At 65.5% G+C, this 15897-nt stretch carries 13 protein-coding genes; 6 read left to right on the top strand and 7 right to left on the bottom strand.

Features of this window, described 5'->3' with window-relative positions:
- Positions 1-4 precede the first annotated feature (4 nt).
- Entirely contained in the window at positions 5-766 is a 762-nt protein-coding gene (locus EJ072_RS34220) for an SDR family oxidoreductase (protein WP_126083194.1), read from the bottom strand.
- 106 nt (positions 767-872) lie between these two features.
- Here EJ072_RS34220 and EJ072_RS34215 point away from each other — a divergent pair, with 106 nt between their 5' ends.
- Positions 873-1772: a LysR family transcriptional regulator gene (locus EJ072_RS34215; RefSeq protein WP_126083193.1), complete on the top strand. Its 900-nt coding sequence runs from the start codon at positions 873-875 to the stop codon at positions 1770-1772.
- 47 nt (positions 1773-1819) lie between these two features.
- On the opposite strand, the gene EJ072_RS34210 is transcribed toward EJ072_RS34215, so the two are convergent.
- Positions 1820-2446: a TetR/AcrR family transcriptional regulator gene (locus EJ072_RS34210; RefSeq protein WP_126083192.1), complete on the bottom strand. Its 627-nt coding sequence runs from the start codon at positions 2444-2446 to the stop codon at positions 1820-1822.
- A 121-nt stretch (positions 2447-2567) separates the two neighbouring features.
- Between EJ072_RS34210 and EJ072_RS34205 the strand changes: the two genes are divergently transcribed.
- From EJ072_RS34205 to EJ072_RS34185, 5 genes are all read left to right on the top strand, one after another.
- The gene (locus tag EJ072_RS34205; protein WP_126083191.1) at positions 2568-3752 is read left to right on the top strand and encodes an MFS transporter; all 1185 of its coding nucleotides are present in this window, start codon (positions 2568-2570) and stop codon (positions 3750-3752) included.
- A gap of 16 nt (positions 3753-3768) precedes the next feature.
- Entirely contained in the window at positions 3769-5046 is a 1278-nt protein-coding gene (locus EJ072_RS34200; RefSeq protein WP_126083190.1) for a D-arabinono-1,4-lactone oxidase, read from the top strand.
- The gene (locus EJ072_RS34195) at positions 5046-6182 is read left to right on the top strand and encodes an alanine racemase (RefSeq protein WP_189343163.1); all 1137 of its coding nucleotides are present in this window, start codon (positions 5046-5048) and stop codon (positions 6180-6182) included. The genes EJ072_RS34200 and EJ072_RS34195 overlap by 1 nt, the downstream gene beginning before the upstream one ends.
- A 179-nt stretch (positions 6183-6361) precedes the next feature.
- Positions 6362-7297 (top strand): bifunctional helix-turn-helix transcriptional regulator/GNAT family N-acetyltransferase, encoded by a 936-nt coding sequence (locus EJ072_RS34190; protein ID WP_126083188.1) that lies wholly within the window; start codon positions 6362-6364, stop codon positions 7295-7297.
- A gap of 274 nt (positions 7298-7571) precedes the next feature.
- Positions 7572-9107 carry a winged helix-turn-helix domain-containing protein gene (locus EJ072_RS34185; protein ID WP_126083187.1) on the top strand — a complete coding sequence of 512 codons (1536 nt, stop codon included), beginning with the start codon at positions 7572-7574 and terminating at the stop codon, positions 9105-9107.
- Here EJ072_RS34185 and EJ072_RS34180 read toward each other — a convergent pair.
- The 5 genes from EJ072_RS34180 to EJ072_RS34160 form a co-directional block, all read right to left on the bottom strand.
- Positions 9083-9415, bottom strand: coding sequence for a hypothetical protein (locus tag EJ072_RS34180; RefSeq protein WP_245467101.1), 333 nt, complete (start codon positions 9413-9415; stop codon positions 9083-9085). The two genes, EJ072_RS34185 and EJ072_RS34180, sit on opposite strands and share 25 nt — an antisense overlap.
- A 29-nt stretch (positions 9416-9444) precedes the next feature.
- Positions 9445-9858, bottom strand: a complete 414-nt coding sequence (locus tag EJ072_RS34175; RefSeq protein ID WP_189342029.1) for a hypothetical protein — start codon at positions 9856-9858, stop codon at positions 9445-9447.
- Between the two features lie 70 nt (positions 9859-9928).
- On the bottom strand, positions 9929-13024 hold the full coding sequence (locus EJ072_RS34170) for an efflux RND transporter permease subunit (protein WP_126083186.1): 3096 nt from the start codon (positions 13022-13024) through the stop codon (positions 9929-9931).
- 113 nt (positions 13025-13137) lie between these two features.
- Positions 13138-14706 carry an FAD-dependent monooxygenase gene (locus tag EJ072_RS34165; protein ID WP_189343162.1) on the bottom strand — a complete coding sequence of 523 codons (1569 nt, stop codon included), beginning with the start codon at positions 14704-14706 and terminating at the stop codon, positions 13138-13140.
- Between the two features lie 2 nt (positions 14707-14708).
- The gene (locus EJ072_RS34160; RefSeq protein ID WP_126083184.1) at positions 14709-15848 is read right to left on the bottom strand and encodes an efflux RND transporter periplasmic adaptor subunit; all 1140 of its coding nucleotides are present in this window, start codon (positions 15846-15848) and stop codon (positions 14709-14711) included.
- Positions 15849-15897 lie beyond the last annotated feature (49 nt).

Raw genomic sequence — 15897 nt, 5'->3', positions numbered from 1 at the left:
AACCTCAGATATTCATGCCGCCCGATACTTCGATCCGCTGGGCGTTGACCCAGCGATTGTCGTCGGAGAGCAGCGAGGCGATCATCGGCCCGACATCGTCGGCGACGCCGGCGCGGCCCAGCGCGGTCATCCCGGCCACGACGCGGTTGATCTCGGCGTCGTCGCGCACATGGCCGCCGTTGAAGTCGGTCGCGATCGCGCCAGGCGCCACGGTGTTGGCGGTGATGCGGCGTCCGGCAAGCTCCTTGGCGAGGTAGCGGGTGAACACCTCGACGCCGCCTTTCATCATCGCATAGGCGGACGAGCCCGGCACCGAGAAGCGCGCCAGCCCGCTCGACACGTTGATGATGCGGCCGCTGTCGTTGATCAGCGGCAGCAGCGCCTGGGTGAGGAAGAACACGCCCTTGAGATGGATGTTCATCAGCATGTCGAATTCCTCTTGCGTCGTGTCGGCGATCGGCTTGCGCAGCCCGGTACCGGCATTGTTGACGAGATAATTGAAGCGATCGCGCTGCCAGGTCTCGCGCAGCGTCTTCTTTAATGTCTCGACGAAAGCCGGGAAGCTGGCGACGGCGCCGGTGTCGAGCTCCAGGGCCGCGGCCCGGCCGCCGGCCGCTTCGATCTCGGCGACGGCCGCCTTCGCCTCATCGGCGCGCGAGCGATAGGTGAGGACGATGTCGACGCCTTTGCGGGCGAGGTTCAGCGCTGTGTTGCGGCCGAGACCGCGGCTGGCGCCGGTGATGAGGGCAATGGGACGGGTGGTCATGGCGAAATCTCCTTCTCTTCGGATGGAGATGCATATACTCGCCCATGCAGGCGATATAATCGGGCATGGATTGCCAACACTATTCAGCCTGTGCGAACAATCTGCCATGGATCGTTTTGACACCATGCGACTCTTCACCCGCGTCGTGGAGCGGCGCAGTTTCACCGCGGCAGCCGCCGATCTCGGCCTCCCGCGCTCCAGCGCAACCGCCGCAATCAAGCAGCTGGAGAAGCGGCTTGGTGTGCAATTGTTCCGCCGCACCACGCGCCATGTCACCCCGACGCCCGATGGCGAGGCCTATTACCAGCGCTGTATTGGCATCCTCGCCGACATCGAAGACGCCGAAGGCGGCTTCGGCGCCCATGACGTGCGCGGGCGCCTCAGCGTCGACGTCAATGGCCACATGGCGCGCACGTTCCTCTTGCCGGAACTGCCGGCACTGCTTGCCAGATATCCGGGCCTGTCGGTGCATATCGGCGAGGGGGACCGCCTCGTCGATCTGGTGCGTGAAGGCGTCGACTGCGTGATCCGGGCGGGCGTACTTCCCGACAGCGACATGATCGTGCGGCGTCTCGGCATCGCGCGCGAGATTACCGTCGCGAGTCCCGCCTATCTCGAACGCCACGGTGTGCCGCGCACGTTGGACGATCTTGCCGGCCATATGATGATCGGTTTCGTGTCGTCGCGCACGAGGCAAGTGATGCCGCTGGAATTCATCGCCGACGGCAAGGTTCGTGAAGTGGTCCTGCCGTCGCGAGTCACAGTCGCCAATTCAGACACAAGTGCCGCGCTGGTCCGGCTAGGCTTCGGGCTGTTCCAGGCGCCAAAACTCCGCTACGCCGACGACATCGAGGCCGGCCGGCTGGTCGAGGTGCTTCCCGACAATCCCCCGACGCCGACGCCGATCTCGGTGCTCTATCCGCCCAGCCGCCAGCTTTCGCCTCGGGTGAGGGTGTTTGTCGATTGGCTGGTGGAGATTCTGGGGCCGAAGCTGGAGGAGGCCTGAGGCAGGCAAGTGCGGCGAGGGGACGGCGCCCCCGAGTATGGCGACGGCTACAAAAACAGCCGCAACTGCGTGTGGATGATCGAGCGATAGTCGTCGATCGTGCGTCGGCCTTCTGCCTCGTCCTGCGTCAGCGCCAGCCGCACGACGCCGCCGGCAAGCTGGAAGATCAGGAACACGACCCGCCCGAACGCCTCGCGCTGATCCGCTTGAAGCATGGGCGCGACATGGTCGCAGAATATCTTCGCCTGGTGTCTCGTCTCGGCAATGTCGAGATGCTGCAGCGCCTTGTCGGCCTGGATGGCGTTCTGCAGATCCTGGATCGCCGGGTCAGCCGCGACACGGGTATAATAGTCGTCGAGCATGCGATCGGCCGCCGCCGTTACATCGCTCAACCCGTTTATCCCGGCGATGATCGCGCCGAAGCGCGCCCGGCTTTCCTCGGCAAACCGATCGTAGAGCATCGCCAGGATCGCCGACTTCGACGGAAAGTAGTGATAGACGGTCGCTATCGGCCCGCCGGCCAGCGCGCCCACCTCCTTCATCGTCACCGCGTCGATGCCCTTTTCGCCGATCAGCCGCATGGTCGTGGCGAGGATCGCGTCGATGCGCTCGCGGCTGCGCTCCTGCTTCGGCCTGCGCCTGGGTTCCGTCGCCGTTCGCTTTGCATCCGTCATGGCCCGCATCTTTCCCGGAAAAGTGCGAATTCGCGGTTGACAAGAAACATGATCAAGTATCAGTTTCATTAAATGCTGACAACTTGTCAGTTTTTCGACCGGGCTGCAAGGGAGGCATCTCGTGACTGCATCGCAAGCCGCGCAAGCGGAAGAGGGCGATTGGCTTGTCGGCAATCCGACGGGATCGCAGCTTGCCTCGGCGCTGTGGATCGGCTCGGTCGGCCTGCTCATCCTTGGGCTGCAGCCGGTTCTGCTCGGCGCCCTCTATACCGAAGGCCACGTCACCGGCGACGAGCTGGCGCTGGTCGCCACCGCCGAGATGATCGCGATAGGCATCGGGTCGGCGATCGTGGCCATGTTGCTGCCTGCCAGGAACATGCGCTGGAAGAGCGCGGCGCTGCTCGTCCTGCTCGCGCTCGCCAATTTCTGGACCGCTTATGCCGGCAGCCCCAATGGGCTGATCGGCGCGCGCATACTGGCTGGCGTTGCGGAGGGCGGGCTGGTCGCTGTCGCCACCGAATTGATCGCCCGCTCGCGCCGGGCAGAGCGCATCGGCGGCTATTTCGTCACGCTGCAGACTTTGGCGCAATGCGCGCTGGCGCTGATCCTGGCGCTCTATGCCGTGCCTGCCGCCGGCTCGGCCGGCGGCTTCATCGTGCTCGGCATCGTCTGCCTCTTGTCACTGGTCGTCGCCTGGATCGTGCCGGACGATTATGCCGATCTGCCCAAGGAAGAGCAGTTCGGCAATGTGGCGACAGTGCCGGCGATCACCGCGCTGCTCTCGATCTTCTGCTATTTCATGTTCTTCGGCGCCGTCTGGGCTTTTCTGGAGCCCATCGGCGCGCAGTTCGGCATCGACGGCCGCACCGTCGGCCTGATGGTGTCGGCAAGCCTCGCCGCGCAGGTGATCGGCGCCATGACCGCGACGGTCTTCGAAGCGCGCATCGACTATCGTTTTGCCATCACGATCATCGGGATCGTCGCGGCGATCAGCTCTGTCCTGCTTGCGTCCGGCCCGGGTCTTTCGGTCTTCTGGGCGGTTGCGCTGGTGATGGGCTTCATCCTGCTCTTTATCGTGCCCTATCAGATCCGCATGGCAATCACCGCCGACGAGACGCGAACGGCAGTGCTTCTGGTTCCGGCCGCGCAGCTCTTCGGTCTCGCCATCGGCCCGATCGCCGCCTCGCTTTTGATCGATGCCGGGAATTTCCGCCCGGTGCCCGAATTCGCCGCGGCGACTGCTTTGGCCAGCGTGCTGCTGCTCGGCGTCTTCGTGCTGGTCGCCCGGCGGCACGGTCGGGCCTGAGCGGGGAGAGTCAAAAATGGCAAACGCCTGGAGCAACTGGTCTGGTTTCGTCACGGCTTCCCCGAAATCGATCGCGACGCCGGCCGACGCCGGCGAGCTGGCCGAGCTGGTGCGCTCGGCGCCCGGTCCGCTGCGCGTCGCCGGCGCCGGCCACTCCTTCACGCCGCTGGTGCAATCCGACGGCACCATCGTCTCGCTTGAGAAGATCGAAGGGCTGGTCTCGCACGAACCGGCGGCCGACAGGGCGCGGGTGGGGGCGGGCACGCGGCTCGGCGCCCTGATGCACATCCTGCAAGGCATCGGCCAGGGCCTGCCCAACATGGGCGACATCGACAAGCAGGCGATCGGCGGCGCGCTGGGCACGGCAACGCATGGCTCCGGCCCGACACTGGGCGCCTATCACACGCAGGTCGAGGCGGTGCAGCTCGTCGATGGGCGGGGCAAGCTGCGCGAATACAGCCGGGCCGACGACCCGGACATGATCCACGCCACCGGTGTCGCGCTTGGCGCCTTCGGCATCCTCACCGAAGTGACGATGAACAACATCGCGGCCTACCGCCTGCGACGCCGCAAATGGGTGCTGCCGATTGGCGACATGCTGCGCGATTTCGAAAAGATGATGGCCGCGCATCGTTCGGCCGAATTCTACTACATCCCGTTTTCCGGCTATGCGCAGTTCATTGCCAGCGACCTGAGCGATGCCCAGCCGACGCAGCGGCCGACCGAGGACGACGAGCGGGGCCTGGCGACATTGCGCAAGCTGCGCACCGTGCTGCGCCGGCTGCCATCGCTGCGCCGCGCGCTGATCAAGGGCGCGGTGAAGAAGGTGCCCTCCGAGGATTATGTGCAAGACTGGCTCAACGTCTATGTCAGCGACCGTCGAACCAAATTCAACGAGATGGAATACCACCTGCCATTCGAGGAAGGCCCCAAGGCGTTGGCCGAGATCATCGCGCTGACGGAGAAGCACTTTTCGGAAGTCTATTTCCCGATGGAGGTGCGTTCGGTGGCGCCGGACGAATTCTGGCTTTCGCCCTTCCACAAGCGACTGACCTGCTCGATCGCCATCCACCATGACGCGGCGAATGACCCGCTGCCCTTCATGCGCGCCGCCGAGCCCATCTTCCGCAAATATGGCGGCAGGCCGCATTGGGGCAAGATGCACAGCCTGAAGGCTGCGGATTTCAAGAAGCTTTATCCGCGTTGGGACGACGCGCTTGCCGTGCGCCGCGACATCGATGCCGACAACCGTTTCGTGTCGCCCTATATGGCCGGCCTGTTCGGCATCGAATGATGAGCGCCTATTTCGCTGCCCTGTCCGAGGCGTTGAAGGCAGCCGAGATCTTCCGGCCCTGCCTGGTGCTCGACCGCGACCGGCTGGACGGCAACATCGCGCTGGTGAAGGAGCGGCTGGCGCCCGGCCTTGCCGTTCGGCTGGTCGACAAGTCGCTGCCTTGCATGCCGCTGCTGTCGCATATCGCGCGAGCCCTCGAAACCAACCGCTTCATGACCTTCCATCCGCCGGTGACGCAGGCCGTCCTCGACGGCTTTCCCGAGGGCGATCTGCTCTACGGCAAGCCGATGCCGGTCGGCGCTGCCAGGGCCGCGCTGACAGGAGGTGGCGCCGGCTGGTGGTCACGCGTCTGCTGGCTGATTGACACGCCGGAGCGGCTGGCTGACTACGGCGCCTTGGCCGCCGCGCTCGACACCGAATTGCGCTTCGCCTTCGAGGTCGATGTCGGCCTGCATCGCGGCGGTTTTTCAAGTCCCGCCGAGATCAAGGCGCTGACGGTGCCGGAGCGCCTGCATTGCGAAGGCATCATGGCCTATGAAGCGCATGCGCCGGAGATACCGGGCCTCTTCGGCGGCGCGGCCAGGGCTCTGAAGCAGGCTTCGGCAAAGGCGGCGGAGTTCGCCGCCACCCTCGATCCGGACCGGCGCCGCATCATGAATATCGGCGGCTCGAAGACCGCGCTGCTGCACGGCGGCGGCGTCGCCAACGAAGTGTCGATCGGCTCGGCCTTCGTGCTGCCGAGCGACTTCGACACCCCTGGCCTTGACGGCCTCCAGCCGGCGGCCTTCGTCGCGACGCCGATCCTCAAGGCCCTCGACCCGATGCTGCCCGGTCCGCCGTCGGTTTCCAGGGCGCTGCAGGCGCTCGGCCTCTTCCCGAAGAAGGGCTGCTATCTCTATGGCGGCAAGTGGATGGCCGAACCGGTGTTCCCTGAAGGCATGAAGCCGAACGGCCTGATCGGGTTATCGTCCAATCAGCAGTTCATGGGCCTGCCGGCAGGCGCCGATGTGAAGCCCGGCGACTACTCCTTCCTGCGGCCGACGCAGAGCGAGGCGGTGCTGCAGCATTTCGGGGCGATCGCGGTTTTTGCCGGCGGGCGGATCGGCGAGTTCTGGCCGGTGCTGCCGACGGGGTGAGGCGTTTCAGCGCCTCGCGGCGAGGCCGCCCCCCGCGCTCTCGTCATTTATGGTTTGCACGCGTCGCTTCGCACCTTTCTCCACCCTGGAATGACAAAGTTGTGAGGCATCCCGCTGCAGCCAAGTTATTGACTCAGTCAACTAAATGGTTGATCCTGTCGAGAGCAGGAGGACTTCCCATGACCATCCACGACCACCCCGGCAAGGAGCGCATCGATACGGTGCGCGCCTTCAATCGCTTCTACACCCGCCAGATCGGCCTGCTCGACGAGGGCCTCCTGAAGAGCCCGTTCTCGCTGACCGAGGCGCGGGTGCTCTATGAACTTGCTCATCGCGACGGGCTGGTCGCCAGCGATCTGGTGCGCGACCTCGGCCTCGACCCGGGCTATGTCAGCCGCCTCTTGAAGAAATTCGAGGAGCGTGGCCTGGTCGAGCGCGAAGCCAGCGAGGCGGACGCGCGCCGATCATCGATCGCGCTGACGCCGGCGGGCAGGCAGGCTTTCGCGCCGCTCAACCAGGATTCGCATGACCAGGTGCGCGCGCTGCTCGACCGCTTGCCGCCGGTCGACCAGGAGCGGCTGGTCAACGCCATGCGCACCGTCCAGGACCTGCTCGGGGAAAGGCCCGAACCCAAGGTGCCTTACATCCTGCGGCCGCTCCAGGTCGGCGACATCGGCTGGATCACGCGCCGTCAGGGCATGCTCTACACCGAGGAGTATGGCTGGGACGGAACCTATGAGGCGCTGGTCGCCGAGATCCTCGCTGAGTTCGTCAAGAAATTCGATCCAAAGTGGGAGCGCGCCTGGATCGCCGAGCGCGAAGGCGAGGTGGTCGGCTCGGTCTTCGTCGTGCGCAAGTCGTCCGAGGTGGCGAAGCTGAGGCTGCTCTATGTCGAGCCGTCGGCGCGCGGACTGGGCATCGGCCGGCGGCTGGTCGACGAATGCATCGCCTTTGCCCGCGCCAAGGGCTACAAGACGCTGACGCTTTGGACCAACGACATTCTGGGCTCGGCTCGCCGCATCTACCAGGCTGCGGGTTTCCAGCTGGTCGACGAGGAGCGCCATCATTCCTTCGGCAAGGATCTCGTCGGCCAGACCTGGGATTTGGAGCTGTAGTTCTCCCTTCTCCCGCAGCATCGGGAGAAGGGAGAGTCGTCTCAATTGTTGATCGGCACCCGGATCTCCAACCCGCCATTGCCAGTATGTCCATCGATTCGAGCCGTAGCGTTCGAATTCCGGCGCGTCGGCTCCTCGCATTTGGCGCGCTACTGTAGCGGCGGCGCCGACAGCCAGTTTGATCGAAATTGCGCACTGGGCAATAATGAGCGCCGGGCATGCCGCTGCGAGGTGGGATCGAAGCGGCAATGCGGATAGGCGGGAAGGTGTCCCGATGACGACGGCGACGGCCGATCAGGTGTTCCGGTTTGGCGGTTTCACGCTCGATCTCGCCATGGGCACGCTGCGCGGCGTGAACGAGCCGCTGTTCCTGCGCCCGAAAGCATATGCGCTGCTTTCGCATCTCGCCCGCAACATGGGTCGCGTCGTGCCGAAGTCGGAATTGATGGATGTCGTCTGGCCCGACGTTTATGTCACCGAGGATTCGCTCACCCAGTCTGTGCGCGAAATCCGCAAGGTGCTGGGCGACGACATGGTTCGCACCGTCTCTAAGCGCGGCTATATGCTGGCCGCGGAGGCTGAGGCAGCGCCCGAGATCACCACCCAGCCGATCGTTGCCGTGGTGCGCTTCCGCAACGAGAGTGGCGATCCGGCCGATGAGGCGATGGTCGACGGATTCGCTGAGGACTTGATAAACGGCATCGCGCGCTTCGGCACGGTCACGGTGCTGGCGCGGAACTCCAGCTTCTCCTTTGCTTCCTTCGGCCGCGCCGAGTGGCCGCAGATCCGCGCCCGCATCGGCGCCGACTACCTGGTCGAAGGGTCGCTGCGCCGCCAGGGCGAGCATGTCGTGGTTGCCGTCAGCCTCGTCGGCATAGCCACCGCCAGCCAACTCTGGGGCGACCGCTTCCAATCACAGGGCGACGGCCTCTTCGCAATCGAGCGCGAGATCGTCGAGCAAATCGTCAGCCGGCTGGTCACGCGTGTCGCCAATGCCGGACTGGAGCAGGCGTCGCGCAAGCCGGTCACCAGCCTAGCCGCCTATGAGCTTCTGCTGCGCGGCTTTGCGATGCTGCGCGATCCCGCCCAGACCGACCAGCGCAGCGCCGAAGCCCTATTTGAGGCCGCGATCGCTAAGGACCCGAACTACGGCCTCGCCTACACGTATCTTGGTCTTGTGCGGGCACTGGATGGCGAGTTCGGTCGCGCCAGCGACTCGGTTCTGGAAAATGCGCGCGACCTTGCCGACAAGGGCCTGGCGCTGTCGCCGGACCAGCCGACAGGACACCGCGTGCAGTCGCTGATCCGTCTCTATATGCGTGATCACGAGGCGGCCGAGCATCACATGCGCATCGCGCTGCAACTCAATCCCTACGATGCCGACAGCATCGAGCAGATGGGCATGTTGCTGACCATGCGCGGCCGGCCACTGGAAGCGCTGACCTGGCTGGCACGCGGCATTCGCATCGATCCTTTGCATCCGCACTGGTATCAGTTCGACCGCGCCTTGGCGCTCTACATGATGGGGGAATACCGGCAGGCGGCCGACGCGCTGGAGCTGGCGACGCGCCCGGCGCCCTGGATTCGCACGCGGCTCGCCGCCTGCTATGCCCAGATGGGCGAGATGGAGAAGGCGCGGCGGCAAATCGCCCTCATCGAGGAGGGCGCTCTGTTTTCGCCGCTCGACTATGCGCTGCGAGGGGTGCCCTTCGAGAGCCGCGCCGATGCCGAGCATCTCGCCGAAGGCGTCAGACTTGCCCTCGGCGTGACTATTCCCGAGCCGCCTCAATCGACGACCACCACGATATAGCGGCCCTGATAGAGCCGGTAGTAGGTGCCGCCGCAGCGCCAGACGTCGAAGCCGTTGACCTTGGTGCGCACGCAGCCGGCAGGCAGGGTCGCGACCCAGGCCGTGGTGTGCCGCAGCACGCGCCACGTGGCGGTGCGGCGGGCAACACCGGCTGCGCTGCGTGGCGTCCAGGGCACTCCGATGCGGGCCTCGGCAGCGCTGACGAGCGACAGTGTCGGCGCCGAGGTGCCGACGATCTCGACGGCGGTGATAGCGAGGGCGAGCAGGGCCGCGGCCGAGCGGTATTTCTTGAGCGATTGCATGGGCATGTTGGTTTCTCCAGATGTTGAGGTGAAGTCTAGTGGGAGGACTGAGCGGCAAGCCGGGCCGAGCCCGCCAGCGCCGCCAGGTGAGCAACCGCGAACAGAAAGTGCGCCGCGGTTGTGACGTAGCCGACGACGAGCACATCGGCGGCGATGAAGAACTGCCAGAACAGGAGATTTGCCGTTCCGAGCAGCACATGCACGGCAGCCAGGAAGGCGTGCCAATTGCGGGAGTAGGCGATGCGCCAGAGCGTCACGCCGATGATCAGTGCAAGCCCGTGCGCCTCGATGAAGCCGATGCCGGTACCTGGCGCATCGCCTAGCAGGATCGCTTCCGGGCCCCGCCCGAAGAAGGAGCCGGCGATATCGGTGAAAAGCCCGCCGGCCGAGGCCAGCATCAGGAAGCCGGCGTTGAAGCGCACAAGCAGATTTCCGTGGAAGAGGGACATGATCGTTCCTTTCGGGGTTGGGAGTGATCACGGCGGTGCGCCGTGATCTGTGTCGGGTTGCGTTGCCAGCTCAGGCCGCTACGGCCTGCGGTTGGTTGGCGGGCTCGGCTGCTGCCGCCGTCGCCGTCGGCGCCTTGATGCCGAACCAGGTGACGTAGAGCGTCGGCACGAAGACCAGCGTCATCACGGTCGCCACCATCAGTCCGCCCATCACGGCGTAAGCCATCGGTCCCCAGAACACCGTCGGCGCGATCGGGATCATGCCGAGGATGGCGGCCGCCGCCGTAAGCAGGATCGGCCGCAGCCGATGCGTGGTGGCGCTGATCACCGCGGCCCAGGGCTCTTCGCCGGCGGCAATGTGCTGGTCGATCTGTGCGATCAGGATGACCGAGTTGCGGATCACCATGCCGATCAGTGACATCACGCCGAGGATGGCGACGAAGCCCATCGGAGCACCTGACAGGAGCAGGGCGCCGGCAACGCCGATGATGGCGAGCGGTGCGGTGAGCAGCACCAGCACGAGGCGCTGAAAACTCATCAGCTGGATCATCAACACCGTCGCCATGATGAACAGCATCAGCGGAAAGACCACGAAAATGCTGGCCTGCGCCTTGGCGCTGTCCTCGATCACGCCGCCCTGTTCGACGCTGTAGCGCACCGGCAGCTCCGCCTTGAATCCAGCGATCGCCTTCTGCAGCCGCTTCGAGACGACGGTGGCGTTCTCGCCGGGCGCGACGTCGGCCTGCACCATCACGGTCGGCAGGCGGCCACGGCGCCAGATCAGCGGCGGCTCGGTCTGGTAGCTGAGCTTCGCCACCTGCTCGAGCGGCACGCGCCGTCCGCCCGACGCGCTGATCGTCAGGCCGCGCAGCGTGTCGATGCTGGCGCGTTCCGAATCCACGGCGCGGGCGACGATGTCGACGAGATAGGTATGGTCGCGCATCTGGGTGATCTTCGAGCCGGACAGGATCGCGTTGATCGTCTCCGACAGCTGCTGCGAGGAGATGCCCAGAGCGCGCGCCCGGTCCTGATCGACCTCGACCTTGATGACCTTGGCCGGCTCGTTCCAGTCGTAGTTGATATTGCGCACCGCGGCGTCGCTGCCCAGCACCTGCGCAAACTGCTGCGCAAGGCTGCGTGTCTTGTCCGGGTCCGGACCGGAGACGCGGAACTTCAGCGGCCAGCCGACGGGCGGCCCCAGCTCCAGCGGCGTGACGCGGGCCATGACGTCGTCGAAACCGGTCGACAGCTCGCGCTCCAGCCGGTCGATCACCGCCTGGCGCACGGCGTGGCCCTTGGTGACGACCACGGCCTGGGCGAAGAAGTCATTGGCAAGCTGCGCGTCGAGCGGCAGGTAGAAGCGCACCGCGCCCTGGCCGACATAGAAGCTCCAATGGTCGATGCCGGGATCGGAAGCGAGCAGCTTTTCGACGCGCTCAACGACTGCGTCCGTCGCCTTAATCGAAGCGGTGCGGGGCAAGGTGAGGTCGAGCATCACCTCGGGCCGGTCCGACTTCGGGAAGAACTCCTGGCCGACAAAGCCCATGGCCACGACCGCGAGCGCGAACAGGCCCGCGGTCGCCGACAACACCAGCCACTTCGCCCGCATCGCGGCTTCAAGCAACGCCTGGAAGCCGCGGGCGATGCGCGATGGCTGATGGCTGCCGCCATGGCCCTTGATGCGATCGGGCAGCAGGAAGACGCCGGTCAGCGGCGTGAACAGCACCGCCACGACCCAGGACACGACGAGCGCGATGGCGACGACCGCGAACAGCGAGAAGCAGTATTCGCCCGCGCCGCTCTTGGCGAAGCCCACCGGCACGAAGCCGGCGATCGTCACCACCGTACCGGTCAGCATCGGAAAGGCGGTCGAGGTATAAGCGTAGGTCGCGGCCGAGATCTTGTCGTAGCCTTCCTCCATACGGGCGATCATCATCTCGACCGCAATCATGGCGTCGTCGACCAGGAGGCCGAGCGCGATGATCAGCGCACCGAGCGAGATGCGCTGCAAGGAGATGCCGAAATACTCCATCGTGACGAAGGTGATTGCCAGCACCAGCGGGATGGCGACGGCCACAACGACACCCGGACGCCAGCCGAGCGCTAAGAGCGACACGGCAAGCACGATGGCGATCGCTTCGCCGAGGCTCTTGGTGAACTCGCCGACGGATTCTTCGACCACGTGCGACTGGTCGGCGACCATGCCAAGCTCGGCGCCAAGCGGCAGCTCGGCCTCCATCTCGTGCATCTTCTCCTTGACGTTTTCGCCCAGCGCCAGCGCGTCGCCGCCGGCCGTCATCGACACAGCGATACCGACGGCGGGCTTGCCGTTGAAGCGGAACATCGGCTGCGGCGGGTCGGAATAGGCGCGCTTGACCTCGGCGACGTCACCCAGCCGGAAGTAATGGCCGTTGGCGTAGAAGTTGATCGCCTTTAGGCTCTCTTCCGAGGTGAAGGCGCCGGATACGCGGATGGCAATGCGCTCTGGGCCGGCATCGACCGTGCCGCTCGGCGTCAGCGCGTTCTGCGCTTGCAGCGCCTGCGTCAGCGTGCCGACGTCGAGACCGAGCGCCGCCACCTTCTGCGTCGAGAATTCGAGATAGATCTTCTCATCCTGCTGGCCGATCAGGTCGACCTTGGCGACGTCCTTCACGGTGAGCAGCCCGGCACGCAGGCTGGTCGCCATGTCCTTCAGCTCGCGATGGCTGAGACTGTCGGAGGTGAGCGCGTAGATCAGCGAATAGGTGTCCCCGAACTCGTCGTTGAAGAACGGGCCCTGCACGCCGGATGGCAGCGTCGGCTTGATGTCGTTGAGCTTCTTGCGCACCTGGTACCAGAGCGGCTGCACCTGGTCGCCGGCGACGGTATCCTTCAGGTTGACGAAGACGACGGATTCGCCGGGCTTGGTGTAGCTCTTGACGTAGTCGAGATCGGGCAGCTCCTCGAGCTTCTTCTCGACGCGGTCGGTGATCTGCTCGACTGTGTCGCTGGTGCTGGCGCCCGGCCACATCGTCTTCACCACCATGGTCTTGATGGTGAAGGGCGGGTCCTCCTCGCGGCCGAGACCGCGATAGGCGTAGAGGCCGGCAAGGGCTGCCGCGATCATCAGGTAGACGATGAAGCTGCGGTGGCGCAGCGCCCATTCGGAAAGATTGAAGCTGCTCATGACAAAATCCCTCTCTCAGCGCGCGCGAAGGCGCGTTCCGCCGGCTTCTGCCGGCTGGCGAAAACAAGTGAAGACTGGGTTTCGGTCAGCGCCCGCTATTTGGCGGGCACTGTTCAGGCCAGGCTGTGCATGGTGCCCGGCACACGGTAGGGCGCACGCTCCGCTGTCCTCGGCTTGATGGCGAGACCGGTGAGATAGCGCTGGAAGCCGGCGGCCTCCTGCACCGGCGATGCAAGTGCAACATGCCCGTCCGGCCTCACCAGATAGGCGGCGTCGCGCTGCAGGCCGGCTTTCGCCGCTGCTTCAGACCAGGCGAAGGCGTGCACCGGAACGCCGGTCGATGCCAGCATGGCCCGGAACTCGGCATTGGCCTCGCCATAGACATGCACCTGCCAGTCGAGCGAGCGCAGCGGCTCGAAATTGTCGCTACCTGGCATCGGCACATAGGGCAGGCGGTCGCCGCCGCTGATCTTGCCAGCTGTGCCCGAACTGATCGGGCCGGCGCGGTACTGGATCGCCGCCTGCGAGATGACGCCGAAGAAGGCGCGCGAACCATATGACGTCTGCAGCGCGATGTTCAGGATCTTCGGCATCAGATAGCGCCGGAACAGGCCGACGAGCCGCGAGCGGCTGGTGGCGATGCGGAAGGCCTGGTCCGTGCTCTCGATCAGCCTGTGGGCGAAGGCGATACGCTCCGGCTCGTAGCTGTCGAGCAGGCGCCGATCGGCTCGGCCCTGCACCACGGCGGCGAGCTTCCAGGCAAGGTTCACCGCGTCACCCATGCCGGTGTTCATGCCCTGGCCGCCGGCCGGACTATGGATGTGGCCGGCATCGCCGCAGAGGAACACCCGGCCAACGCGAAAATTCTCGGCGACGCGGTGATGGACCCGGTAGGTCGAGAACCAGTTGACCTCGTCGACGGTCACGCCAGTGTCGCGCTCGACGTCGGCGCGGATCGCCTCGAAGCTGATCGTCTCGTCCGCCTCATGCGCCTTCGGCACGATACCGATCAGCCGGATCGAGCCCGACTGCCTCACCGGCATGACGATGGCGAAACCGTAAGTGCTGATGGTCGTGTCCATGCCATTGCGCGTGATGTCGCCCCGGCCTTTCACGTCGGCGACATAGAAGGACTGTTCATAGGCGCCGCCGGGGAAGCGAATATTGAGCCCATGCCGCACGGCGCTGTGGGCGCCGTCGCAACCGGCGAGGTAGTCGGCGACGACGGTCTCCGTCTGGCCTTCTTTGCTCAGCGTCGCGATGACCGCATGGCCCTTGTCCTGGAACGCGACCAGCTCGGTGCCGCGTTCGACCTCGACGCCGGCGCGCTCCAGATGCGTGATCAGCACGCGTTCGTGGATGTCCTGCGGCAGCGCGAAGGCGAAGGAATAAGGGCTGATGCCGCGGCCGAAATCGGCCAGCGGCAGCCTTGCAGCGACGCCGGCCGGCGTGTGCACAGTGAGCTGCTCGATCTTCAGGCCGGCTTCGAGCACGTCATCGACGATGCCGATCTGGCGGTGGAACTCCAGCGTGCGCGCCTGGACGGCGAGCGCCCGCGAGGTCTCCCCCGGAGTGGTGGCCTTGTCGAAGACGCGCACGGGAACGCCAAGCCTGGTGAGCCAGAGCGCCAGCGTGAGGCCGGTCGGGCCGGCGCCGGCGATAAGGACCTTCGTCTTGGACATGGTCATTTTCCTTCTCCCTCAACGATACGGACTTTTTCGTGTTCCCGCAGCCGGTTTACGCCGGCTGTGACGACCAGATCGCCCTTGGCGAGCCCCTCGCTGACCACCACCCGATCGGTCTCGTAGCGGGCGACCGTGACGGGTTTGAGCTCGACAGCCGACGAGGCTGACACCACCCAGACGGCGGGCTGGCCACCCTTGTCGAAGAGCGCGCTGCCGGGCAGCTGCACGACTGGCGCACCCGCAATCTCGACGCGGCCGGCGACACTTGCGCCGAAGCGCATCTCATCCGGCGCGTTCTCGAGCGACACCTTCACCTGGAAGGTGCGGGTGGCAGCGTCGGCCATCGGCGCGATTTCGCGAACCGTGCCGGTCGTCGAGATTGCAGGATTGCTGAGCAGCGAGACGGTGACTGCGGGAATCTCTCGGCCGCCCCTTTCGCTGGCAAAGGCGGCTTCCGCGATCGAGAACACCGCGTCGCGGTTGCTCGGATCAGCAAGGCGTACCACCATCTGCCCGACATTGACCGACTGCCCGGCTTCTGCGCCGGTGGCGGTGACGATGCCATCGAACTCCGCACGCAGCTCGGTATAGCTGAGCTGGTCCTTGGCCATCGCGAAGGCGATGTTCGCTGATTTCAGCTTGGCCTCGGCCGAGCGCAGATTCTTCAGCGTCGCGTCGTGATTGGCGCGTGTCGTGAAACCCTTGGCGAGCAGGGCGCTGATGCGCGCTTCGGCAGCGCTGGCTTCGACCAGCACGGCCTGGGCCGCTGCGACATCGGCCTCGGCACTGGCCAGCCGATTGCGATAATCCTGGTCGTCGATGCGGGCGAGAATCTCGCCCTTCTTCACCGTCGCGCCAACCTCGGCGCTACGCTGGATGAGCTTGCCGGAAATGCGAAAACCGAGATCACTCTCCAGCCGCGGCTTGATCTCGCCGACGGCGACCCGGTTATCCACGGCGGGTGCCGGCGAGACCGAAACTGCCTTGACCAGCTTGGTCTCGGGCGTGGCAGGTGCGACGTTCGAAGCTTCGCTTGTGGCACCGTGCCAGACTGTTGCGGCCCCGCAGGCGAGGGCGACTATCGAGCCAGCGACGAGGCGGCGCCTGAGCGACTTGTTGTGATGCAATGCGGCAATCATGTTGTCTCCATGCCCAGATTTGTGGCCGCGCTTGGGAGGACGCGGCAGG

The organism is Mesorhizobium sp. M2A.F.Ca.ET.046.03.2.1 (assembly GCF_003952425.1).
Classification (GTDB): Bacteria; Pseudomonadota; Alphaproteobacteria; order Rhizobiales; family Rhizobiaceae; genus Mesorhizobium.
The sequence above is the reverse complement of the archived record's forward strand: the minus strand, read 5'-3'. Positions and strand labels throughout refer to the sequence as shown.